21 protein-coding genes are annotated in these 21,935 nt (G+C 65.6%); 14 read left to right on the top strand and 7 right to left on the bottom strand.

Translation table 11 applies throughout. The annotated features are described in order from the left end of the window. Positions 1–605 precede the first annotated feature (605 nt). Complete coding sequence (gene tyrS / locus XcyCFBP4188_RS15905; RefSeq protein WP_104592427.1) at positions 606–1,817, bottom strand: tyrosine--tRNA ligase; 1,212 nt, start codon at positions 1,815–1,817, stop codon at positions 606–608. Positions 1,818–1,987: 170 nt separating this feature from the next. Here tyrS and XcyCFBP4188_RS15910 point away from each other — a divergent pair, with 170 nt between their 5' ends. Beyond that, entirely contained in the window at positions 1,988–3,406 is a 1,419-nt protein-coding gene (locus XcyCFBP4188_RS15910) for a M23 family metallopeptidase (RefSeq protein ID WP_006448966.1), read from the top strand. Between the two features lie 74 nt (positions 3,407–3,480). After that, on the top strand, positions 3,481–4,623 hold the full coding sequence (locus XcyCFBP4188_RS15915; protein WP_104592428.1) for an anhydro-N-acetylmuramic acid kinase: 1,143 nt from the start codon (positions 3,481–3,483) through the stop codon (positions 4,621–4,623). A gap of 263 nt (positions 4,624–4,886) precedes the next feature. Here the strand turns inward: XcyCFBP4188_RS15915 and XcyCFBP4188_RS15920 are convergent, their stop codons facing one another. The 3 genes from XcyCFBP4188_RS15920 to XcyCFBP4188_RS15930 all read right to left on the bottom strand — a co-directional run bounded on the left by XcyCFBP4188_RS15920 (position 4,887) and on the right by XcyCFBP4188_RS15930 (position 7,350). Next, the gene (locus tag XcyCFBP4188_RS15920) at positions 4,887–5,114 is read right to left on the bottom strand and encodes a hypothetical protein (protein WP_023905456.1); all 228 of its coding nucleotides are present in this window, start codon (positions 5,112–5,114) and stop codon (positions 4,887–4,889) included. A gap of 71 nt (positions 5,115–5,185) precedes the next feature. Then, on the bottom strand, positions 5,186–6,553 hold the full coding sequence (locus XcyCFBP4188_RS15925) for an AmpG family muropeptide MFS transporter (protein ID WP_043907423.1): 1,368 nt from the start codon (positions 6,551–6,553) through the stop codon (positions 5,186–5,188). Then, the gene (locus XcyCFBP4188_RS15930; RefSeq protein WP_006448970.1) at positions 6,550–7,350 is read right to left on the bottom strand and encodes an exodeoxyribonuclease III; all 801 of its coding nucleotides are present in this window, start codon (positions 7,348–7,350) and stop codon (positions 6,550–6,552) included. Before XcyCFBP4188_RS15930 ends, XcyCFBP4188_RS15925 begins: the two co-directional genes overlap by 4 nt. A 120-nt stretch (positions 7,351–7,470) precedes the next feature. On the opposite strand from XcyCFBP4188_RS15930, the gene pyrE reads away from it, so the two are divergent. From pyrE to XcyCFBP4188_RS15975, 9 genes are all read left to right on the top strand, one after another. Then, a complete protein-coding gene (gene pyrE, locus XcyCFBP4188_RS15935) occupies positions 7,471–8,130 on the top strand; it encodes an orotate phosphoribosyltransferase (RefSeq protein WP_006448971.1) in 660 nt (219 codons plus the stop codon). A gap of 22 nt (positions 8,131–8,152) precedes the next feature. Next, the gene (locus tag XcyCFBP4188_RS15940; protein ID WP_006448972.1) at positions 8,153–8,833 is read left to right on the top strand and encodes a hypothetical protein; all 681 of its coding nucleotides are present in this window, start codon (positions 8,153–8,155) and stop codon (positions 8,831–8,833) included. A 115-nt stretch (positions 8,834–8,948) separates the two neighbouring features. Beyond that, positions 8,949–9,746: a ParA family protein gene (locus XcyCFBP4188_RS15945; RefSeq protein WP_006448973.1), complete on the top strand. Its 798-nt coding sequence runs from the start codon at positions 8,949–8,951 to the stop codon at positions 9,744–9,746. Next, positions 9,746–10,675 carry a ParB/RepB/Spo0J family partition protein gene (locus XcyCFBP4188_RS15950; RefSeq protein WP_023905462.1) on the top strand — a complete coding sequence of 310 codons (930 nt, stop codon included), beginning with the start codon at positions 9,746–9,748 and terminating at the stop codon, positions 10,673–10,675. Before XcyCFBP4188_RS15945 ends, XcyCFBP4188_RS15950 begins: the two co-directional genes overlap by 1 nt. Before the next feature lie 34 nt (positions 10,676–10,709). After that, complete coding sequence (locus XcyCFBP4188_RS15955; RefSeq protein WP_104592429.1) at positions 10,710–11,018, top strand: helix-hairpin-helix domain-containing protein; 309 nt, start codon at positions 10,710–10,712, stop codon at positions 11,016–11,018. A gap of 99 nt (positions 11,019–11,117) precedes the next feature. Continuing rightward, positions 11,118–12,083, top strand: a complete 966-nt coding sequence (locus XcyCFBP4188_RS15960) for an SDR family NAD(P)-dependent oxidoreductase (RefSeq protein WP_006448976.1) — start codon at positions 11,118–11,120, stop codon at positions 12,081–12,083. A 130-nt stretch (positions 12,084–12,213) separates the two neighbouring features. After that, positions 12,214–12,936 carry a glycosyltransferase family 2 protein gene (locus XcyCFBP4188_RS15965; RefSeq protein WP_006448977.1) on the top strand — a complete coding sequence of 241 codons (723 nt, stop codon included), beginning with the start codon at positions 12,214–12,216 and terminating at the stop codon, positions 12,934–12,936. Then, positions 12,936–13,277, top strand: coding sequence for a lipid-A-disaccharide synthase N-terminal domain-containing protein (locus tag XcyCFBP4188_RS15970; protein ID WP_006448978.1), 342 nt, complete (start codon positions 12,936–12,938; stop codon positions 13,275–13,277). Before XcyCFBP4188_RS15965 ends, XcyCFBP4188_RS15970 begins: the two co-directional genes overlap by 1 nt. 246 nt (positions 13,278–13,523) lie before the next feature. Continuing rightward, complete coding sequence (locus XcyCFBP4188_RS15975) at positions 13,524–14,057, top strand: hypothetical protein (protein WP_104592430.1); 534 nt, start codon at positions 13,524–13,526, stop codon at positions 14,055–14,057. 151 nt (positions 14,058–14,208) lie between these two features. Here XcyCFBP4188_RS15975 and XcyCFBP4188_RS15980 read toward each other — a convergent pair whose 3' ends face one another. Genes XcyCFBP4188_RS15980 through coaBC form a run of 3 tightly spaced genes read right to left on the bottom strand, consistent with a single transcriptional unit; the run spans position 14,209 to position 18,293 of the window. Further along, positions 14,209–16,557: a phosphomannomutase/phosphoglucomutase gene (locus XcyCFBP4188_RS15980; protein ID WP_104592431.1), complete on the bottom strand. Its 2,349-nt coding sequence runs from the start codon at positions 16,555–16,557 to the stop codon at positions 14,209–14,211. 12 nt (positions 16,558–16,569) lie between these two features. Further along, positions 16,570–17,037: a dUTP diphosphatase gene (gene dut, locus XcyCFBP4188_RS15985; protein WP_006448981.1), complete on the bottom strand. Its 468-nt coding sequence runs from the start codon at positions 17,035–17,037 to the stop codon at positions 16,570–16,572. After that, a complete protein-coding gene (gene coaBC, locus XcyCFBP4188_RS15990) occupies positions 17,034–18,293 on the bottom strand; it encodes a bifunctional phosphopantothenoylcysteine decarboxylase/phosphopantothenate--cysteine ligase CoaBC (RefSeq protein ID WP_006448982.1) in 1,260 nt (419 codons plus the stop codon). Before coaBC ends, dut begins: the two co-directional genes overlap by 4 nt. 96 nt (positions 18,294–18,389) lie before the next feature. Between coaBC and radC the strand changes: the two genes are divergently transcribed. From radC to XcyCFBP4188_RS16005, 3 genes are all read left to right on the top strand, one after another. After that, a complete protein-coding gene (radC, locus tag XcyCFBP4188_RS15995; protein WP_006448983.1) occupies positions 18,390–19,067 on the top strand; it encodes a RadC family protein in 678 nt (225 codons plus the stop codon). Positions 19,068–19,153: 86 nt separating this feature from the next. Further along, positions 19,154–20,842 carry an arginine--tRNA ligase gene (gene argS, locus XcyCFBP4188_RS16000; RefSeq protein ID WP_104592432.1) on the top strand — a complete coding sequence of 563 codons (1,689 nt, stop codon included), beginning with the start codon at positions 19,154–19,156 and terminating at the stop codon, positions 20,840–20,842. A 45-nt stretch (positions 20,843–20,887) separates the two neighbouring features. Further along, positions 20,888–21,787 (top strand): SPOR domain-containing protein, encoded by a 900-nt coding sequence (locus tag XcyCFBP4188_RS16005; RefSeq protein WP_104592433.1) that lies wholly within the window; start codon positions 20,888–20,890, stop codon positions 21,785–21,787. The last annotated feature ends 148 nt before the right edge of the window (positions 21,788–21,935 follow it).

Below are 21,935 nucleotides of genomic sequence, written 5' to 3' on the forward strand. Positions count from 1 at the left end.
CTTCCTGCAGGCGTCCGCACAAATTACCTGCGCACACTGTCAAAGAACATTGGGAAGTGGCCTCAGCGCCGTTCCCGTCAGCTTCGCCGTTTCCGTCGAAGCGAGCCGCCTAGTATAGCGGACTTTTTCTTGCCGTCAACACCTTGTTTCCGAGGTGGTTGACGCTGCTTCGTTTCGACCCGAAGGTTTTCTGCGAAGCGAGCCGACCATATTAGCAGGCTTTTCATCTTCGTCAACCCCTCGTGAAGAGGAAGTTGCCGCCGCTGCACTTCAATCCGCCGTAGCGTCTTTCCGTGTAGCGAGCCGCCCATCATAGCCGACTTTCCTGCTTCGTCAACACCCAATTTTCTGGGGGTTTTCGAACCCTTTCCGCTCTGGTTCCGCGTTTGCGGGGCCGTTGCGTCGGGGGAGGCGAACTATAGGCCCAACCGGAGAGTTTGGGAAGGGTTTTGTGAAAAAAATTTCACGATTTTTCCCTTCCCCTGCGGTGACGGGTCCTGATAGTCCGCTATGGCAAGCCGCTGATCCGGCTCATGCATCCCGGTGCACCTATATAGATGTAACCGCAGAGCGGAGGTTGCCGCCATGCAGCAACCCTTCGCAGCTCAGCCGCTGACCAGCGCCACGCGGGCGAAGTTACGCTTGCCCACCTGGATGACGCCTTCGAAGCCTGGCCCGAACTGGCGTGCCGGATCTTCGACCACTTCGCCATCGATCTTGACCGCCCGCTCCTTGAGCTTGCGCGTAGCCTCCGAATTACTCGGCGTCAGGCCAGCTGCAGTAAGCAGGCTTGCGATCCGCAGACCTTCGTCCGGTACAGCGACCTCCTGCAGCGGCAACAGGCTGGTGTCGCCCTGCCCTGTCACTACCGCGTGCCAGCCGGCAATGGCCTGCTCCGCGGTAGCAGCGTTATGGAAACGTGCGGTGAGTTCGCGTGCCAGCCGCAATTTGACCTCGCGCGGGTGCAGTTCACCTGAGGCGACCTGGGCCTTCAGGCGCTCTGCTTCGGCCACGCTGATGTCGAAAGACAGCAGATCGATCCAGCGCCAGGTCAGCTCGTCGCCGATCTTCATGGTCTTGGTGACGATGTCGATGGCCGGCTCGTTGATGCCGATGTAGTTGCCCAGCGACTTGGACATCTTGGCCACGCCGTCCAGGCCTTCCAGCAGCGGCATGGTCAGCACGACCTGCGGGGCCTGGCCGTAGTGCTCCTGCAGGCCACGCCCCATCAACAGGTTGAACTTCTGGTCGGTACCGCCCAGTTCGACGTCCGCCTTCAGGGCGACCGAGTCGTAGCCCTGGACCAGCGGATACAGGAATTCGTGGATGGCGATCGGCTGCTGGCCGCTGAAGCGCTTGGCGAAGTCGTCGCGCTCGAGCATGCGCGCCACCGTGTGCTGCGCGGACAGCTTGATCATGTCCGCCGCGCTCATCTGGCCGAACCACTCGGAGTTGAAGCGCACCTCGGTGCGTTCGCGGTCCAGGATCTTGAAGACCTGCTCCTCATAGGTGCGCGCGTTGGCCAGCACATCGTCGCGGCTAAGCGGCTTGCGGGTAACGTTCTTGCCGCTCGGGTCGCCGATCATGCCGGTGAAGTCGCCGATCAGGAAGATCACCTGGTGCCCGAGCTGCTGGAACTGCCGCATCTTGTTGAGCAGCACGGTGTGGCCCAGATGCAGATCCGGCGCGGTGGGATCGAAGCCGGCCTTCACCCGCAACGGGACGCCTGATGTCAGCCGTGCTTCGAGCTGATCGAGCTTGAGGATCTCTTCGGCGCCGCGGCCGATGAGTGCGAGGGATTCTTCGATAGTGGCCAACCACAGACTCCAGCGGCGCTTGCCGTCAAAAACGTGAACGATGTTAAACTCGGGTTAATTCCGCGCCAAATGAAAATGTTGAACAGGCTCAATGGTTTGACGCGCTGTTACAGGCTGTCTATGGTACCGGCGATTGGGCTCGCATTTCGAGCCAGCGAGGAATTTGAACGATGCAGAACTCAGAGCAGGGCCGTGCACGCAAGCGGCGCTTTCAAGAACGCCTCCACGTCCTCCACGACACTGCCCTGCATCGCAAGCTCAAGGCCCATCTTCCGGCGGCATTCAACGACCAGTGGACGCGCCGTCACTGGATCCACGCCAGTCTGTTTGCCACCATCGGTGCGCTGGTTGCAACGATCGTGCCGGGCTTCTCCAACGCCATCGATACGCCGCTGTCCAGCCATTCCACACTGGCGTTGCCGCTGCCGCCGTTGGTGCCGAGCCGCAAGCAGCTGGCGCCGAGTACCGATTGGGAAATCGTGCAGGTCAAGTCGGGCCAGACGCTGAGCACCCTGTTCGGCGAGTTGGGACTTCCGACCACGGTGATGTACCAGGTGCTGGCGCATCCGGGCACCAAGGACGCGCTGACCAAGCTGCGCCCGGGCGCCGAGATCGCCTTCGATATGCCCACGCCAGGCGAGCTGCGCGCATTGCGCTTCGACCGCGACGACAGCCACCGTGTGGAGCTGCGCCTGCTGGGCGACAGCGTGCGCGAGAACGTCACCGAGCGGGCAACGACCACGCGCACGGTGGTGGCAAGCGGGGAAATCAGCAGCTCGCTGTACGCCTCGGCCGGCAAGTCGGGCCTGTCGCCGGCGGCAGTGGCGATCATGACCGACGAGATCTTCAAGTACGACATCGACTTCGACAAGGATCTGCAGCCGGGCGACCGTTTCAGCGTGGTGATGGACGAGACCTGGCGCGAAGGCGAGCGGATCAACACCGGCGACATCCTGGCGGCGACCTTCACCACCGGCGGCAAGACCTACACCGGTTTCCGCTTCGAGCGTGCCGGCAAGCCGGCCGAGTATTTCGACATCACCGGCCGGCCTTTGAAGAAGAGCTTCATCCGCATGCCGGTGGCTTACAGCCGCATCAGCTCGACCTTCGGCGCACGCAGGCATCCGGTGCTGGGCACGATGCGCATGCATAAAGGTGTGGATTACGCGGCAGCGTCGGGGACGCCGATCATGGCGGCCGGCGATGCGCGGGTGGTGTTTGTCGGTACCCAGCGCGGCTACGGCAATGTGGTGATCCTGGACCACGGCAGGAATTTCAGCACGCTGTACGGGCACATGTCGCGCTTCGGCAAGGTCAAGGCGGGGCAGCGCATCAACCAGGGCACGGTGATCGGCTATGTCGGCATGACCGGTCTTGCGACCGGCCCGCATCTGCATTACGAATTCCGCGTGGCCGGGCAGCAGCGCAACCCGATGTCGGTGACCATGCCGCCGCCGGAACCGCTGCAAGGCGCCGAGCTGGCCGCATTCCGTGCACAGACGGCGCCGGCGCTGGCGCGTATCGAAGGCATGGAGAAGTTGATCTACGCCGACGCCGCCAAGCCTGCCAAGGGCAAGCCGCGCGGTTGAGTGGGTGCGGGGCTGGTTGACGGCCCCTGCCCCGGCTGCACAAGCTGCTGGATCGCTGCGCAACTGGCTCTGGCATGTCTGCTCTGGAACACCTGGAATCCCCGCTTTACCTGGGCCTGATGTCGGGCACCAGTGCCGACGGCATCGATGCCGCGCTGGTGCGCTTCGAAGACGATAGCCATGGCCGCTGCGAACTGGTTGCCGGCACGACGGTGGCCTGGGAGCCGCAGCTGCGCGAGACGCTGGTGATGCTGGGCCAGGGCGCCGAGGTGATCGCCATCGATGCGCTTGGGCAGCTGGATGCGCAGGTGGGGCTGGCGTTTGCAGCCGCTGCCAATCAATTGATCCGCGAGAGCGGTATTGCGCGTGGGCGCATTCGGGCGATCGGCTCGCATGGGCAGACCATTCGGCATCGACCCAAGGCCGATCCGGCCTTCACCTGGCAGATTGGCGATGCCAGCCGGATTGCCGAGCACACCGGCATTACCACGGTGGCCGATTTCCGCCGTCGCGATGTGGCCGCCGGTGGCCAGGGCGCGCCGCTGATGCCGGCGTTTCATCTGGCCATGCTGGGCGCGGGGGACGAAGACCGTGCAGTGCTCAATCTGGGCGGCATCGGCAATCTGACACTGATTCCGCGCAATGGCACGGTGCTGGGCTTCGATACCGGCCCGGCTAACGCGCTGCTGGATAGCTGGTGCCAACAGCATCACGGCACGCCGTTCGATGCCGATGGGGTATTTGCTGCCCGTGGGCAGGTCGATGCCGCGCTGCTGCAGGCGTTGTTGGCCGACCGGTGGTTTGCGCTTGCGCCGCCCAAGAGCACCGGGCGCGAGCAGTTTCATCTGGCCTGGGCGTTGCAGGCGATGCAGTCCCTAGGAAACGTGGCGCTGTCTGCGGCCGATGTGCAGGCGACGCTGCTCGAACTCACTGCGGCCAGTGTGGCCGATGCGTTGTTGCGGCTGCAGCCCGACACCCGCCGGGTGCTGGTGTGCGGTGGCGGGGTGCGTAATCCGGTGCTGATGGCGCGATTGGCGGCACGGTTGCCGAACGTGGTGGTGGAATCCAGCGCGCGGCATGGGCTGGACCCGGATTATCTGGAGGCGATGGGGTTTGCGTGGTTGGCGGCGGAGCTGATCGCGGGGCGTGCGGCCAATCTACCGTCGGTGACCGGGGCGGCGGGGCCGCGATTGTTGGGGGCGATTTATCCGGCGTAAGCGGCCTGCATCGGCTCGATCCGGATGCCACCGGCCTCGCTTCTTGAAATGCCCTCCCTTGCATCTGGCGACTCTCACCAGTGCTCAACTAATCAGGTGTGGCGATGATGTGTGCGGTCTAGCCTGCGAGTGCGCCGGAGCCTGAGCCCTTCTCGGCAATGTGCATGGCTTTTGACCGAGCCATCCGCAGTTGCACACCATCGTCGATCGTCGCTCCGGGTGGATTCACACGCGAGGCAGCGCTGGCGGAGCGACGTGCAGCGCTAGGGATGATTTCCCGCCGGCAGCGCCTTGAGCGCGGCGATCGCTTCGGCCAGGGCATCGACTTCCGGGTGTTGCAGGCCGCCGGTGACTTCGTATTCGCTGGCGAACAGGCCTTGTTCGAGCAGATGCATCACGGCCTGGTGCTGGGTCCAGCCGCGTGCGACGGAGATGCGACGGATCCTGTCTACCAGCAATGGATCGATGTCACGTAATACCAGATCGGTCATGCATACTCCCTATTTGCAAGGTTTCCGGCGTGTTGGCGATCATCCCGCAACGCTGCGGCCACCCGCGACCGTCAAGCCGCAGCAGTGTGCCGGCGCTGCTGCAGGATAAGCATCCCGCACAGGATCACAACGGGGATCGCAATCAGCGCTGTCCCGACGAAGAACAAGGCGTACCCCTCCAGCAGGGTTCGTCCCTGTGACAATGTCTGGACCGACCAGCCCGAGAAGCCTTTCAGTGCCTTCCCCGGCATGGCATAGAACGAACTCAGTAAGGCGTACTGGGTCGCGGTATAGCCGAAGCTGGTCAGGCTGGACATGTAGGCGATCAGCGCGGTTCCGGCAAAGCCGTTGGCGAAATTATCGATCGCCATCGCCACTGCAAATTTGGTCGTGTCCGGGCCGACATAGGCTAACCATGCAAATGCCAGATTCGAACATGGACCCAACACCGCGCCAACCATCAATGTCGCAAGCACTCCCCAGCGCACGGAGACCAGACCGGCAGCTGCAATGCCGACGAACGTCGCAACCAGCCCCACCGAGCCGCGGATGGCGCCGACGGTATCTTCAGACAGGCCAAGGTCGACATAGAACGGATTGGCCATCGGCCCCATCACGAAATCCGCCATGCGATAGACGCTGATGGCTACCAGGATCAAGATTGCGCCGCTGCGATGCTCACGAATGAAGGCAAGAAACGGCCCGGCGATTGCGTCGAACAGCCCGCGCGGGGTCCACAGCGAAGCGGCCTGTGTTTGCACGGCAATGATTTCGCGGGCCGGCTCACCTGCCATCGTCACGGCGATCACGCCCAGCACCATCAGCGCTGCCATGACTTCATAAGAGACTTGCCAGCCGACGCGTGCGGCGATGATCAGGATCAGCGCATCGGTCACCAACAAGGCCGAGCGATAGCCTAGTGCCGACGCGGAGGTCAGCAGGCCGAGCTGCTCACTGTTGTCGGCACTTTCGATGCGCCACGCATCGATGACGATGTCCTGTGTGGCCGAGGCGAAGGCAACCACCACCGCCATCACGCCGAACACCACCAGGTGTTCCCAGGCAATGCCCATCATTAGTACCTGGCCGCCTTTGGGCTGGACCAGCGCCATGCCAACCAGACCTATCGCCACGACCGCCTGCGATAGCAGCATCCAGCCGCGGCGTCGCCCCAACCGGCCCAGCAGCGGCACGTCCGTCTTGTCGACAATCGGCGCCCATAAGAACTTCATGGTGTAGGCCAGGCCAACCCAGGACAGGAAACCGATCGTGCTCAGATCGATGCCTTCCTTGCGCATCCAGAAGCCGAGCGTGTTGCCAACCAGGTACAACGGCAGGCCGGAACTGAAGCCCAGCAGCAGCATCGTCAGCACTTTGCGCTGGCGAAGGTTGGTCAGCACTTGCTGCCAGCGTCGACGTGGCTTGGTGACCCCGCTCACTCCGCGTAATCCACGATGTAAGGGGCGTGGTCGGAGAAGCGCTGTTCGCGGTAGATCGCGCAGCGTTGCAGCTTGTCGCGCATCCAGGGGGTGACCAGCTGGTAGTCGATGCGCCAGCCGACGTTGTTGGCGCGCGCGGCGCCGCGGTTGCTCCACCAGGTGTAGTCCTCGCCCTGCGGGTGCAGCACGCGGTACGTGTCGACCCAGCCGCGGCCGTTGGCGGCGTTGGCTTCTTCCGGCGCGTCGGCGCACAGGCCATTGAGCCAGTCGCGCTCCGGTGGCAGGCAGCCGGAGTTCTTCTGGTTGGACTTCCAGTTCTTGATATCCAAAGCGGTGCGCACAATGTTCCAGTCGCCGCACAGCACGTACTGCCTGCCGCTGGCCAGCCACTCGTCCAGGATCGGCCGCAGCCATTCCATCACCTGGAACTTGTAGCCCTGGCGCAACTCGCCCGATGAACCGGACGGAATGTAGAAGGACACCACGCTGAGGTTGCCGAAGCGCGCTTCGATATAGCGGCCCTCTTCGTCGAACTCGGGCCAGCCCAGCGCGGTGCGCACTTCGTCGGGCTCATGCCTGCTGTAGATCGCCACGCCGCTGTAGCCCTTCTTGGTACTGGCATCGCGAAACCAGGCCTTGTAGCCGGTGGGCAGGAATTTCGGCCCGGCCAGCTGATGCTCCTGAGCCTTGGTCTCCTGCACGCATAGCACGTCGGCGTCCTGGGTGGCGAACCACTCGAAGAAGCCCTTGGTCGTGGCCGAGCGCAGGCCGTTGGCGTTGAAACTGATGATGCGCATAAGGGCCGGGAATGGGGAGTTGGGAATGGAGAATCGTAAAGCCTACCCCAGCGCAGCCGCGAAGGCTGCCGAGGCGCGATGCGTTTACCATTCCCGACTCTCCATTCCCCATTCCCGTCAATGACCGACCACCGCACCCGTTTCCTGCAGCTGGCCCTGGGCGCCGATGCCCTGCGCTTTGGCGAGTTCACGCTCAAGTCCGGGCGGCTCAGCCCGTATTTCTTCAATGCCGGTCGCTTCGATTCGGGCGCGAAGACTGCGCAGCTGGCGCAGTGCTATGCCGATGCGATCGATGCGGCGGGGGTGGAATTCGATCTGTTGTTCGGGCCGGCCTACAAGGGCATCCCGTTGGCGACCGCGCTCGCCTGCGCGTATGCCGGGCGCGGGCGCGACCTGCCGATGGCGTTCAACCGCAAGGAAGCCAAGGCGCATGGCGAGGGCGGCAGCCTGATCGGTGCGCTGCTTGAGGGGCGCAAGGTCTTGATCGTCGACGATGTGATCACCGCCGGCACCGCAATCCGTGAGGCCTTGGGCATCATTCGTGGCGCGGGCGGCATCCCGTCCGGGATCGTGGTGGCGCTGGACCGGCAGGAGATCGCCTCCGAGCAGGATCGCCGTTCAGCCGCACAGGCGGTGGCAGCCGAGGCCGGCATCCCGGTGATTGCGGTGGCCAACCTGGGCGACCTGCTTGCTTTTGCGGCAGGAAACGCCGACCTTGTGGGCTTCCGGGAACCGCTGCTGGCCTATCGTGGCCGCTACGGCACCGACACTACAGGCTGACGGCAGGCGACAGGGGGCTGCGATGATGCCGATACACATCCGTTTGGCGTTACTCGCCGCCGCGGCCGCAGCTGTCGTTGCGACAACGATCGCCGCCGCGCCCGCCAGTGCGCAGGACAAACCGGCCGCGAAAAAGCTGTATTGCTGGAACCAGAACGGCGCCCGCGTGTGCAGCGACACGCTGCCGCCGGAGGCGGTGAACCAGGCGCGCGACGAATTCAACGTCAAGAGCGGCATGCGCAGCGCCGAGGTGCAGCGCGCGATGAGCAGCGACGAGCGTGCCGCCGCCGCGGCAAGCGAGCAGCAACGCCAGGCCGATCTGGCCGCCGAGCAGATGCGCCAGCGCACCGACCAGGCAATGTTGATGTCGTATCAGAGCGAGGACGATCTGCGCCGGGTGTTCAACGAGCGCATCGCCATCGTCGACAACAACATCCACACCGCCCGCTTCAATGTGACTAGCCTGCGCGAGGGGCTGGCCAGCATGCTGCGCACCGCCGGTGATCGTGAACTGGCCGGTCAAGCCGTTGCCGACAAGCTGGCCGGCGACATCCAGCAGCGCCATCGCGAGCTGATGGCGCAATTGCGTTTGCAGACCAGCTTCGAGCAGCAACGGGTGGCACTGGACGGCGAAATCGCCGACATCCTGCTGCGCTACCGGGCCATGAAGGAGCCCCCGGCCGGCGCTTCGCCGAGCGGCTGACTGGCGCAGCCGTCATTCCCGCCGGTGCGGCGCGCTGCTGCGGGCGGCATTTCCCGATCCGACGCCCTGCCCGCATAATGGCCGGTCTTACTCCTTGCCCACGAGGCTCTCCCGCATGGCCCGGATCATCGCCATTGCCAACCAGAAAGGCGGCGTCGGCAAGACCACGACGGCAGTCAATCTGGCGGCCGGCCTGGCGCGCGCGCCCAAGCGTGTGTTGCTGGTGGATCTGGACTCGCAGGGCAACGCCACCATGGGCAGCGGCATCGACAAGCGCGATGTGGCCGCCTCGACCTGCGACCTGTTGCTGGGCGAAAACACCGCTGCCGAGATCCGGGTCACTGCGCCGGAAGGCTTCGATCTGCTGCCCGGCAACATCGACCTGACCGCCGCCGAGATCCAGCTGATGGATCAGGGCGAGCGCGAACAGCGGCTCAAGCGCGCCCTGGCGCCGATCCGCGACGAATACGATTTCATCCTGATCGACTGCCCGCCGGCGTTGTCGCTGCTCACGCTCAATGCCTTGACCGCGGCCGATTCGATCATCGTGCCGATGCAGTGCGAGTACTACGCGCTGGAAGGACTCACGGCATTGCTGGAGACGATCGAGGCGCTGCGCGCCAACCTCAATCCGGCGCTGGAAATCGAAGGGGTGTTGCGCACGATGTTCGACATCCGCAACAACCTGGCCAATGCGGTGTCGGCCGAGTTGACCCAGCATTTCGGCGACAAGGTGTTCCGCACCATCGTGCCGCGCAACGTGCGCCTGGCCGAGGCGCCCAGCCATGGCCAGAGCATCCTCGGTTACGACCGCACCTCGCGCGGTGGCGTGGCGTACCTGGGGCTGGCCGGCGAGATCGTGCGCCGCCAGAACGATCGCAACAAGGCCTACCGGCCCGTGGAGACCGTTTGATGAGCAAGCCGATCCCCGCAAAAAAGCGTGGTCTGGGCCGCGGCCTGGAAGCGCTGTTGGGACCGAAGGGCGCAGCCGCCGCAGCGGCACCGAGCGCAGCCAGCGAAGACGCCTTGCAGCCGGGCGACAGCTTGCGCCAGTTGCCGGTCACCCAGTTGCAGCCGGGCAAGTACCAGCCGCGTAAGGAGATGGACGAGGTCAAGCTGGCCGAGCTGGCCGAATCGATCAAGGCGCAGGGCGTGATCCAGCCGATCGTGGCGCGCGAGCTGGCGCCGGGCCAGTTCGAGATCGTGGCCGGCGAACGCCGCTGGCGCGCCTCGCAACTGGCCGGGCTGACCGAAGTGCCGGTGGTGGTGCGCGAGCTGGACGACCGCACTGTCATCGCGATGGCGCTGATCGAGAACATCCAGCGCGAAGACCTCAACCCGCTGGAAGAAGCGCAGGCGCTGCAGCGGCTGATCGACGAATTTTCGCTGACCCACGCCGAGGCCGCCGGCGCGGTGGGCCGCTCGCGTGCGTCTGTGTCCAACCTGCTGCGGTTGCTGGAATTGCCGGTGGCGATCCGGGTGCTGCTGGAAACCCGCCGTCTGGAAATGGGCCATGCGCGTGCGCTGCTCACCCTGGCGCCGGAACTGGCCAGCAAGCTGGCGCAGGAAGCGGCCGACCAGGGGTGGTCGGTGCGTGAGGTAGAACACCGCGCGCAGCAGTTCGCCGCCGGCAAGGTGCCCGGATCGTTGCGCAAGGGCAAGCCGGCCGCCGCCGCACCGCAGGCCGACATCGCCTCGCTGGAAACCGAGCTGTCCGAGTCGCTGGGCACCAAGGTGGTGTTCAACCACGGCCGCGGCGGCAAGGGCAAGCTGGTGATTCATTACACCGACCTGGACACGCTGGATGGCGTGCTGGAACGTTTACGCGCCCAGCGCAGCTGAGTTCCTGCATCCGCGCAAGAGGATCATTCCGGCTATGCATCCCGCCAAGGTCGATCGCAATCATCTGCTGTGTCTGACCGAACTGCCGAACGTCGGGCCGGCCTGCGAAAAAGATCTGCGTCTGATCGGCATCCGTGTGCCCGCGCAGCTGCGCGGCCGCGATGCCTACGACATGTACGCGCAGCTATGCCTGCGCACCGGTGTGCTGCACGATCCGTGCGTGATCGATGTGTTCCTGTCGATCGTGCGTTTCATGGAAGGCGAGGCACCGGGCCCGTGGTGGTCGTTCAGCGCCGAACGCAAAGCCAAACTGGCCAGCGAAGCACCGCTCAGCATGGGGTGAGTGCGATGGGTGAGCGAACGTCGCCAGGAAGCGCTTCGGAGTGGTCTAGCGTCGCCTTTCGCCTCCCTTTTGCCACTCAAAATCTCCAGGACAACTTCCATGACCATTCTCGTGACCGGCGCTGCCGGTTTCATCGGTGCCTACACCTGCCGCGCGCTGGCTGCGCGTGGTGAGACGGTGGTGGGCCTGGACAACTACAACAGCTACTACGACCCGCAGCTCAAGCGCGACCGGGTGGCGGCGCTGTGCCCGGACATCGACATCCGCACGCTGGATCTGACCGACCGTGATGGCCTGGCCGCGTTGTTCGATGAGATCCAGCCCACGCGCGTGGTGCATCTGGCCGCGCAGGCCGGGGTGCGTTACTCGCTGGAAAATCCATCCGCCTACGTCGACAGCAACCTGGTCGGTTTCGTCAACATGCTGGAGCTGTGCCGGCATCGGGGCGTGCAGCATCTGGTGTATGCATCGAGCAGCTCGGTGTATGGCGACTCGGCGACCCCGCCGTTCTCGGAAGACCAGCGCGTGGACCAGCCACGCTCGCTGTATGCGGCGACCAAGGCCGCCAATGAGCTGATGGGCTACACCTACGCGCAGTTATACGGCCTGCGCGCGACGGGCCTGCGCTTCTTCACCGTGTATGGGCCGTGGGGCCGGCCGGACATGGCGCCGCTGATCTTCAGCCGCGCGGTGCTGGCGGGGCGGCCGATCGAGGTGTTCAACCACGGCAAGATGCAGCGCGATTTCACCTTCGTCGACGACATCGTGGCAGGCGTGCTGGGCGCGCTTGACACACCCAGCAGCGAGCCGGTGCCGCACCGGGTGTTCAACCTGGGCAACCACACCCCGGTGGAGCTGGAATACTTCATCGACGTGATCGCGCAGGCCGCCGGCCGCCCGGCCGAGAAAGTCTACCGGCCGATGCAGCCGGGCGACATGGTCCGCACCATGGCCGATACGCAGCGCGCGCAGGCCGCGTTCGGCTTTGAGCCGGCCACTCCGGTCGAACGTGGCTTGCCGCAGGTGGTGGACTGGTGCCGCCGCTATTTCGGCGATCGCGCTTAGCATCCAACACGCTACAGGCCGCTTTCCATTCGCTCCACCGCGCACAACGCACGTTCGCTTCATGCCTGACTCAGACAGGGCACAATGCGCGATCTTTTTCGCTCAGCCTTCATCTGGCCACTACGAATCCATGAGCCAACCTCAGCTTTCCGTTGTCGTCCCGGTGTTTAATGAGCGCGATAACGTCGCCGCGCTGGTTGGCGAAATCGTCGCTGCGTTGCGCGGGCTGGTGGCGTTCGAAATCGTCTATGTCGACGACCACTCGCGCGACGATACGCTGGCGGTGCTGCAAGGCCTGAAGACCACCACGCCGGAACTGCGCGTGCTGCATCACGTCACCCAGAGCGGCCAGAGCACGGCGGTGCGCAACGGCGTCAAGGCGGCGCGTGCAAGCTGGATCGCCACGCTCGATGGCGACGGCCAGAACGACCCGGCCGACATTCCCAAACTGCTGACCGCGCGTGCCAGCGCCGAGACGCAAGTGAAGCTGTTCGCCGGCTGGCGGGTCAATCGCCAGGATTCGGGGTCCAAGCGCTGGGCCAGCAAGTGGGCCAATGCGATCCGCTCGCGCATGCTGCACGACAACACCCCCGACACCGGCTGCGGCATCAAGCTGTTCGAGCGCGAGGCGTTTCTGGACCTGCCCTACTTCGACCATATGCACCGCTATCTGCCTGCGCTGATGCAGCGCGCCGGCTGGCGCACGGTGAGCGTGCCGGTGCACCACCGCCATCGCACTGCCGGCGTGTCCAAGTACAACAACCTCAATCGCGCCCTGGTCGGCATCCGCGACCTGCGTGGCGTGGCCTGGTTGATCACCCGCAGCAAGCGCACCGTGGTGCAGGAACGCTGATGGAACTGCATTGGCTGGATCAACCGCTGACCTGGCTGTTCTGGACCGGGCTGCATGTCACCTGTTGGAAGCTGATCGGCTATGTGGGCGCGCTGATGTTCGGCGGCCGCTGGCTGGTGCAGTTCGTCGCCTCAAAACGCGCCGGCAAGCCGGTGATTCCGCGCATGTTCTGGTACATGAGCGTGGTCGGCAGCCTGATGACGCTGAGCTACTTCGTGTTCTCGGCCAAGCAGGATTCGGTGGGCGTGCTGCAGAACCTGTTTCCGGCGTTTACCGCGTTTTACAGCCTGTATCTGGATGTGAAGCATCGCGGCTGGAAGCGGGATCGGGCGGTGCATTGAGCCAGGATTGGGGAGTCGGGATTGGGAGTCGCAAGTGCGGCACTGGTGCTCCGGTCTTCAGGCGTTTGAGGTGATGCTGGCTGCGCAACTGAGCTGATGGAGCATGCTGCATCGGCTTTACTTTGCAGTGGATAACGCCAGGCGCGCGATCTCCGAGAGTTCGTACACCGCGCTGCGATGGTTACCGACCTGAGATGACGCGCATCGCCGATGCCGCTTCGCTAACGCCATCGACATGCTGGGGTCATGTCCAGCGCCTTGCTCCATCGTCCCGTCTCCATGCCAGCGCCCACTGCGGTGTACTGGCATCTGCGTTTGCAGACGCATCAACACGTACCGCTGTTTGCGGACTGGCGCTGCGCGCGGGCGGCGGCAGCGAGCCTTGCGATGGCCGGTCACTGGCATGGTGCGCGCCTGCTGTGCTGGGTGCTGCTGCCGGATAGTTGGTGCGCCTTGCTGCAGGCACCGGGCAAGGCTGCGCTGCTGCAGATGGCTGGTGTCGCGCGACAGGCGGCTGGCGAGGCGGTCAATCGCGCGCGTGGCCGTGGCGGAACGGTGTGGCAGCCGCAGATGCAGGCGTCGGCACTTCCGCTGCAGGCCGATCACCGCCAGTTCGCGCGCTCGCTGGTCGCGTTGCCGTTGCGTGCGGGACTGGCCGAGCAGATCGGTGGGTATCCGTATTGGGACGCGATCTGGTTGTTGCACGACAACGCCGGGAACGCCGCCGCCATTCCGGCGCCGGATGATCGCTTACGCATGGCAGGTTTAGGAGGCGCGTGATCGTCATCGCTTGGGTCTGCAGGGATCGAGCACGACGTACAGGTGATCCTCTACACCTGTCAGCGTCGAGCGCAACGGGATCGGCAACTGCTGCTCACCACCTGCTCTGCCGCCATGCCGGCAGAGCAATCGCCCGTCACTCACCTGTCGATCAAAACGCCAACGGATGCTCTGGCAGCAAGGCCTGCAATTCGCTGCGGAACAACGCGCGGATCCGGTTCAATGCAGCCTCGGTGTCGGCTTCGAACCGCAGCACCAAGATCGGCGTGGTATTGGAGGCACGCACCAGGCCCCAGCCGTCGGTAAAGTCCGCACGCAATCCGTCGATCGTGGAGAGCCGAGCCGATTCGAACGGCGATTCTTCGCTGGCCTGCGCACGTTCGACAAAGCGCGCCACCAGCGCATGCGCATCACCGTCGACCGGCACCTTGATCTCCGGCGTGGCCACGCTTTCGGGTAGCGCGTTCAGCACTTCGGACGGGGTTTCCTCGCGCTGGGCCAGGATTTCCAGCAGGCGCGCGGCGGCATAGATGCCGTCGTCGAAACCGTACCAGCGCTCCTTGAAGAAGAAGTGCCCGCTCATCTCGCCGGCCAGTTCGGCGTCGGTCTCGCGCATCTTGGACTTGATCAGCGAATGCCCGGTCTTCCACATCAACGGGCTGCCGCCATTGCGCAACACGTAGTCGGACAGCTTGCCGGTGCATTTGACGTCGTAGATCACCAGCGCGCCGGGGTTGCGCTGCAGCACGTCGGCGGCGAACAGCATCAGCAGGCGGTCGGGAAACACGATGGCGCCTTCCTTGGTGACCACGCCCAGACGGTCGGCATCGCCATCGAAGGCCACGCCGATATCCGCATCGAAACGCTGCACCATGTTCACCAGATCGTCGAGATTGTGCGGCTCGCTCGGGTCGGGGTGATGATTGGGAAAGGTGCCATCGACATCGCAGTACAGCGGAATGACTTCGGCGCCGATCGCCTCCAGCAAGCGCGGTGCGATATCGCCGGCCACGCCGTTGCCGGCATCCACCACCACCTTGATCGGGCGGTCCAGCTGCACGTCGTCGGCGATGCGCTGGATATAGGCATCGCTGATGTCGCGCTGTTCCAGTTCGCCGGGCGCCGCTGCGGTGTGCAGGCGGCCTTCGTTGATGCGCTGGTGCAGGTCGGTGATCGCCGCACCCGACAGGGTCTCGCCTCCGATCACGATCTTGAAGCCGTTGTAGTCGGGCGGATTGTGGCTGCCGGTCACCGCCACGCAGCTGCCGGCGCGCAGCTCGTAGGCGCCGAAATACACCACTGGCGTCGGTGCCAGACCGATGTCGATCACGCTGCAGCCGGCACGGCGCAGGCCTTCGATCAGGCCGTTGGCAAGCTCTGGGCCCGACAGGCGCCCGTCACGGCCGACCACCACCTCGCGCAGGCCTTGGGCCTGCATCACGCTGCCGATGGCCTGGCCGATCAGCGCGGCAACGCCAGGATTCAAGTCCTTGCCGACCACGCCGCGGATGTCATAGGCGCGGAACATCTCGGTGGCGATCTGCACCGCCGGCACCAGGGCGGGCGGCGCGGATGTGGCGGCGTCCTGGTCCAGCGCGCGTGCCTGGCTGGCGACGCTGGCATCGTGCTGCAGGCTTTGCCCGAAGGTAGGTTCGTCGGCCGTCGATTCGCTTGCCACGCGGCGGCGCGGCAGGGCGACACGGCCACGGCTGGCGAGTACCAGCAGCACGGCGATGATGAGCAACAGCGACGCCACGATCGCGCAGCCAACTGCGCCAAGACCCAACGGGCCGCTGTCGCTCTGTCGCACGGCGGCGGCAACGCGCAGACCGCTGTCGCCCAGCGGCCTGGCCAGCGTTTCGGCGGCGTCGGCCAGCCCGGCATCGCCCTGCTCGGCGACGTTGTAGCTGCCCTGACGCAATGCCAGATAGGCGCTGCCGGGCACTGCGATCGCATCCAGCGGGCCGGTCAACCGCAACAGCGGCAGGCGCGCATACGCCACGGCCGGCTGCGTGCCTAAAGTCACCGCTGCCGCCACGCCGAGGCGGACCTGCTCGGCGTCGCGCACCACATGCACCTGCGCACGTTTGCCGACCAGCGCCGACTCGAGCAGGCTCAGCCGCGCATAGCCGAAGTCCTTGGGATTTTCATAGGCGGCGGTCAGATCGCCGGACAGCACCTGCACGTCTTCGGCGCCCTTGAAGCGCTCGCGGATGGCCGAAGCGGCGGCGAGCGCATCGCCATTGGCCAACGCGGCGATGACCTGCGGCTGCTTGAGCACGGCGTCGAGCTGGCTGGCCTGCTTGGCCATGGCCTGGCTGACGTCCTGCACGGCGCGGTCGCGCGCCTGCTCGAGGTCCTGCGTCATCGCATCTTCGCGCCACTGCGCGTAGCCGCTCCAGCCGAACCACGCTGCCAGCAGCAACAACACGCCCCCCAACACCGGACCACTCGTGCGCATGCCGGACGCGGCCTGGCTGCGCTCGCTCGCTTTGCTCATATGACGCCCCCGTCAGCGCACGCCGGTGTGGCCGAATCCACCCGCTCCCCGCGCGCTGTCGACGAAAGTATCCACCACTTGCAAGCCCACGCGCACGATCGGCAGGATCACCAGCTGCGCGATGCGATCGCCCGGCTCGATGGTGAAGGCGGCACGGCCGCGATTCCAGGTGCTGATCAGCAGCGGCCCCTGGTAATCGGCATCGATCAGGCCGGTGCCGTTGCCGAGCACGATGCCGTGGCGATGGCCCAGGCCCGAGCGCGGCAGGATCACCGCGCACAGCTGCGGGTCGGCCAGATGAATCGCGATGCCGCTGGGGATCAGCGCCGCATCGCCGGGCTCCAGCGTCATCGGCGCTTCCAGCGCAGCGCGCAGGTCCATGCCTGCGCTGGCTTCGGTGGCATAGGCCGGCAACGGCCACAGGTCGCCGAAGCGCGGGTCGAGCAACTTCACTTGCAAGGACTGGGTTGGGTGGCTCATGCCTGCAATCTCTCCGCGATCAGGGCCAGCAGTTGCTCGGCCAATTCGGTTTTGCTGCTGCTGGGGAAGCCACGTTCGCCACCCTGCCAATAGGCGATCGCAGCGTTGTTGTCGCTTTCGAAGCCACCGCCTTCGATCCCCACCTGATTGGCGATGATCAGGTCCAGCCGCTTGGCGGCGAGCTTGCCACGCGCATAGTGCTCCACGTCGTGCGTTTCGGCCGCAAAACCGACCACCAGCTTCAATGCGCCGGTTTGCGCGGCGACTTCGGCCAGGATGTCCGGGGTGCGCACCAGTTCCAGGGTCAGCGTTTCGCCGGTCTTCTTGATCTTCTGCGCGACCACCCGTTTGGGGGTGTAGTCGGCCACTGCGGCGGCACCGATGTAGATGTCGGCCGGAAACGCGCCCAGCACCGCATCGCGCATCTGCGCGGCCGAGCGCACGTCGATCCGTTGCACGCCGGCCGGAGTGGTCTGATGCACCGGGCCGCTGACCAGCACCACCTCAGCACCCTGGTAGGCAGCCGCGGCGGCCAGGGCATAGCCCATCTTGCCGCTGCTGCGGTTGCCGACGTAGCGCACCGGGTCCAGGTCCTCGAAGGTGGGGCCGGCACTGATCACGATGCGTAGACCTTCCAGTTGCGCGCTGCCGGGCACGAAGGCCGGCGCAGCTGCGCTCCTGGAAGCGGCAGGCGCGGCGGTGCCAGACACTGCGGCAATGATCGCCGCCGGCTCGGCCAGCCGACCGGGGCCCGATTCGCCTTCGGCCAACGGGCCGTCGTCCGGGCCGACCACGCTCACGCCACGCGTGCGCAGAGTCGCCACGTTGGCCTGGGTGGCCGGATGCAGCCACATGCGATGGTTCATCGCCGGAGCCACGGTCAGCGGCGCGGTGGTGGCCAGGCACAGCGTGGTGACCAGGTCGTCGGCCAGGCCATGCGCCAGACGTGCCAGCAGGTCGGCGGTGGCCGGGGCGACGATCACCTGATCGGCCCAGCGCGCCAGTTCGATATGCCCCATCGCCTGCTCGGCGGCGCTGTCCCACAAGGTGGTGCGGGTGGGCTGCCCGGACAGCGCCTGGAAGCTGAGCGGGGTGACGAATTGTTGTGCGCCGCTGGTCATGGCGACCTGCACCTGCGCGCCGGCGTCGCGCAGGCGACGGACCAGTTCGAGCGATTTGTAAGCGGCAATGCCTCCGCCGACGCACAGCAGCAAGCGCTGTCCGTCCAGGGGGCGGGCCTGAGTGGAGCCGATCACGTCGGAGTCGTCCTACGGTTACAAGGACAACTAGATTAGCCGATGCCCCCGCCTGGCCTGATAGGCGTGAGCGATGAGCACCGGCAATCTCGCCATATGCACATTCACGACTGGCCCACCGACGAACGCCCGCGCGAGAAACTTCTGGCGCGCGGGGCGACTGCCTTATCCGATGCCGAGCTGCTGGCGATCTTTGTCGGCTCCGGTCTGCGCGGCCAGGACGCCGTGCGCACTGCGCGCGATCTGCTGCTTCGCCACGGCCCGCTGCGCGTGCTGCTGGATCGCCCGGCCCCGGCCCTGGCGCGCCTGCCCGGCCTTGGGCCCGCCTCGGCCTGCAAGCTCAACGCGGCACTGGAACTGGCACACCGTCACCTGATGAGCGAGCTGGAGCGCGGCGAAGCGCTCAGCGACCCACCCAGCGTCGGCCGCTATTTTTCGCAGCGACTACGTGCAAAGGCGTACGAGGTGTTCGCGGTGCTGTACCTGGATACCAAACATCACGCCATCGCCTTCGAGGAATTGTTCACCGGCACGCTGGATGGCGCCGACATCCATACGCGCGAAGTGGTGCGACGGGCGCTACTGCACAATGCAGCGGCCGTGATCGTCGGGCACAACCATCCGTCCGGCAACCCGGAGCCCTCCGAGGCCGACCGCGCGGTTACCAAACGTTTGCTGGAGGCACTGGATCTGGTGGAGATCCGCCTGCTCGACCACTTCGTGATCGGCGACGGCCGCCCGGTGTCGCTGGCCGAGCGCGGCTGGCTGGAATGACAACGCGGCGGTGACCTGAACCGTCGGCCGGACCCGGGCGCGCGCGGTCGGGTAAAATCGGTGGTTTCGTTCCAAGCAGATCTCACGTGAAAGCCCAACTCCGCGCACTGATCGGCCAAGGTATTGAAGCCTTGCGCGCCAACGGCACCCTGCCTGCCGACACCCTGCCGCCGGATTTTGTGGTCGAGCGACCCAAGACGCGCGAGCACGGCGACTTCGCCACCAATGCCGCAATGCTGCTGGCCAAGCCTGCACGCTCCAATCCGCGCGCACTGGCGCAGGCGCTGGTGGCCGCATTGCCGGCCAGCGACGAGGTGGCCAAGGTGGAGATCGCTGGGCCGGGGTTCATCAACTTCCATCTGACGCCCTCCGCCTACCAGCGCGAAGTGGCGCATGTCATCAAGCAAGGCCCCGACTACGGTCGCGGGCTGGCCGGCAATGGCCGCTCGGTGGGCGTGGAATACGTCTCGGCCAACCCGACCGGCCCGCTGCATGTCGGCCACGGCCGCGCGGCGGCGATCGGCGACAGCCTGGCGCGCGTGCTCGATGCCAACGGCTGGAACGTCAAGCGCGAGTTCTATTACAACGATGCCGGCGTGCAGATCGAAAACCTGGCCTTGTCGGTGCAGGCGCGCGCGCAAGGGCTCACCCCCGACAGCGACGGCTGGCCGGAGAACGGCTACCGCGGCGACTACATCGCCGATGTCGCCAACGCCTACCTGGCCGGCGATACCGTCGACCTGGAAGGCCATCTGGTCACCGGTACCCAGGACCCGGCCGATATCGAGTCGATCCGCCGCTTCGCGGTGGCCTATCTGCGTAACGAGCAGAACCACGACCTGGCCGCGTTCCGCGTCGATTTCGATATCTATTTCCTGGAAAGCTCGCTGTACAAGGACGGCAAGGTCGAAGAGGCCGTGCAGAAGCTGATCGCTTCCGGCCACACCTACGAGGAAGGCGGCGCGTTGTGGTTGAAGTCCACCGACTTCGGCGACGACAAGGACCGGGTGATGCGCAAGTCCGACGGCACCTACACCTACTTCGTGCCGGACGTGGCCTATCACCTGACCAAGTGGCAGCGCGGCTACGAGCGCGCGATCACCGAGCTCGGCGCTGACCACCACGGCTCGCTGACGCGCGTGCGCGCCGGCCTGCAGGCCTTGGAACTGGGCATCCCGCAGGGCTGGCCGGAATACGTGCTGCACCAGATGGTCACGGTGATGCGCGGCGGCGAAGAGGTGAAGCTGTCCAAGCGTGCCGGCAGCTACGTCACCCTGCGCGATCTGATCGAAGAAACCAGCGCCGATGCGGTGCGCTGGTTTCTGATCGCGCGCAAGCCCGATTCGCAGCTCACCTTCGACATCGACCTGGCCCGTCAGCAGAGCAACGACAACCCGGTGTTTTATGTGCAGTACGCGCATGCCCGCGTGTGCAGCGTGCTGCGTCAGGCGCTGGAAAAAGGCTACAAGTACGAGCAGGCACATGGGTTGGCCGAGCTGGCGCGTCTGGATGACGAGCATTCGCTCAACGTCATGGTCGAGCTGTCGCGCTATGCGGAAGTGGTGGAAATCGCCGGCCAGACACTGGAGCCGTATCAGATTGCGCAGTACCTGCGTGAATTGGCGCACGCCTTCCACACGTGGTATCACAACACCAAACTGCTGGTGGACGATGCCGCAGAGCGCGACGCCAAACTCACCCTCGCCGTCGCCACGCAACAGGTGCTCGCCAACGGCCTGGAACTGCTCGGCGTCAGCGCCCCAGAAAAGATGTAAGTCGGGCCGCACGGCCCGCAACGACGTGATTCGGAGAAGTGGTAGATGGCAGCACGACGCGGTAAGAGTCAGGCGCGACGCAACACCAGCAATGGCACCCCCGTTTGGGTGTGGTTGGTGGCGGGCGCCGCGATTGCGGCAGTGATTTTCCTGGCAGCGCCCAACCTGTTCAAGAAGGACGGCGACGGCTTCCTGCGTGTGGGCCCGCGCGCCAATCCCGATGCGCAGCCAGAGCCGGTGGCAGATGCCGACGTGGATACGCCGGCCGACCTGCCCAAGCCCAGCGCACAACCGCCCAAGCCGCAAGCCAAACCCGGCGATGCGCAGACCCAGTACGACTTCTACACCTTGCTGCCCGGCAAGGAAGTGCAGATGTCCGATGCCGAACTGGCGGCCAGTGCGCGCGCCGAGGAAGCCGCTCGTGCGCGTGCGGCACTGGAAGGCAAGCCGGTTGCGCCCGCACCAGGTGCAGCAGCACGTGTTGCTGCAGCCACGCCGGCCGCCAGCGTGCCGGTGCCGTTGAACGAAACCGCCGCCAGTGTGCCCAAGCCGTTGGCAGAAACTGCGCCTGCGCGTCCGGCGGCCACACCGGCGCCGGCCAGCACCGCAGCGCTCACCACGCCGGCTGCCGCCGCACCTGCAACTGCAGCGCCCAAACCGGCTGCGACGACCGCAGCGGCAACGACGGCGGCTGCACCTGCAATGACAGACAACACCCGCTACATCCTGCAGGCCGGCTCGTTCGGCGCCTCCGGCGATGCCGAATCGACCAAGGCCAAGCTGGCGATGATGGGCCTGGCCGCACGCGTGGAATCGGCCGAAATCAGCGGCAAAACCGTCTACCGCGTGCGCATGGGGCCGTATGGCAGCGCCGGCGAACTGGCCGAAGCCAAGCAGAAACTGACCGGCAGCGGATTGCCTGCCATCGCCATCAAGGCGCAGTAGCGACAGTGTCGGATCGCGCTTGCGGCCTGTTGCTACGACGTCGTTGCGCGCCAGCCGCTCGGTGCGGCCGGGCTGCACGCACGCCGTGCAGCGGCACGCGCATCCGGCACGGTCGCCACACCTGATTGCTTCGCCTGATCCCCCTTCG

The sequence above is a fragment of the Xanthomonas hortorum pv. cynarae genome, assembly GCF_002939985.1.
Taxonomy (GTDB): domain Bacteria; phylum Pseudomonadota; class Gammaproteobacteria; order Xanthomonadales; family Xanthomonadaceae; genus Xanthomonas; species Xanthomonas hortorum_D.

Excerpts from the sequence above, each read along its gene's own strand:
- XcyCFBP4188_RS15930 (WP_006448970.1), bottom strand. The coding sequence starts at position 7,350 with ATGCGCATCATCAGTTTCAACGCCAACGGCCTGCGCTCGGCCACGACC.
- pyrE (WP_006448971.1), top strand. The coding sequence starts at position 7,471 with ATGACCGACCACCGCACCCGTTTCCTGCAGCTGGCCCTGGGCGCCGAT.
- XcyCFBP4188_RS15970 (WP_006448978.1), top strand. The coding sequence starts at position 12,936 with ATGGAACTGCATTGGCTGGATCAACCGCTGACCTGGCTGTTCTGGACC.
- XcyCFBP4188_RS15940 (WP_006448972.1), top strand. The coding sequence starts at position 8,153 with ATGATGCCGATACACATCCGTTTGGCGTTACTCGCCGCCGCGGCCGCA.
- XcyCFBP4188_RS15975 (WP_104592430.1), top strand. The coding sequence starts at position 13,524 with ATGTCCAGCGCCTTGCTCCATCGTCCCGTCTCCATGCCAGCGCCCACT.
- XcyCFBP4188_RS15955 (WP_104592429.1), top strand. The coding sequence starts at position 10,710 with ATGCATCCCGCCAAGGTCGATCGCAATCATCTGCTGTGTCTGACCGAA.
- radC (WP_006448983.1), top strand. The coding sequence starts at position 18,390 with ATGCACATTCACGACTGGCCCACCGACGAACGCCCGCGCGAGAAACTT.
- XcyCFBP4188_RS15960 (WP_006448976.1), top strand. The coding sequence starts at position 11,118 with ATGACCATTCTCGTGACCGGCGCTGCCGGTTTCATCGGTGCCTACACC.
- XcyCFBP4188_RS15965 (WP_006448977.1), top strand. The coding sequence starts at position 12,214 with ATGAGCCAACCTCAGCTTTCCGTTGTCGTCCCGGTGTTTAATGAGCGC.
- XcyCFBP4188_RS15950 (WP_023905462.1), top strand. The coding sequence starts at position 9,746 with ATGAGCAAGCCGATCCCCGCAAAAAAGCGTGGTCTGGGCCGCGGCCTG.
- XcyCFBP4188_RS15980 (WP_104592431.1), bottom strand. The coding sequence starts at position 16,557 with ATGAGCAAAGCGAGCGAGCGCAGCCAGGCCGCGTCCGGCATGCGCACG.
- XcyCFBP4188_RS16005 (WP_104592433.1), top strand. The coding sequence starts at position 20,888 with ATGGCAGCACGACGCGGTAAGAGTCAGGCGCGACGCAACACCAGCAAT.
- dut (WP_006448981.1), bottom strand. The coding sequence starts at position 17,037 with ATGAGCCACCCAACCCAGTCCTTGCAAGTGAAGTTGCTCGACCCGCGC.
- XcyCFBP4188_RS15910 (WP_006448966.1), top strand. The coding sequence starts at position 1,988 with ATGCAGAACTCAGAGCAGGGCCGTGCACGCAAGCGGCGCTTTCAAGAA.
- XcyCFBP4188_RS15920 (WP_023905456.1), bottom strand. The coding sequence starts at position 5,114 with ATGACCGATCTGGTATTACGTGACATCGATCCATTGCTGGTAGACAGG.
- XcyCFBP4188_RS15915 (WP_104592428.1), top strand. The coding sequence starts at position 3,481 with ATGTCTGCTCTGGAACACCTGGAATCCCCGCTTTACCTGGGCCTGATG.
- XcyCFBP4188_RS15945 (WP_006448973.1), top strand. The coding sequence starts at position 8,949 with ATGGCCCGGATCATCGCCATTGCCAACCAGAAAGGCGGCGTCGGCAAG.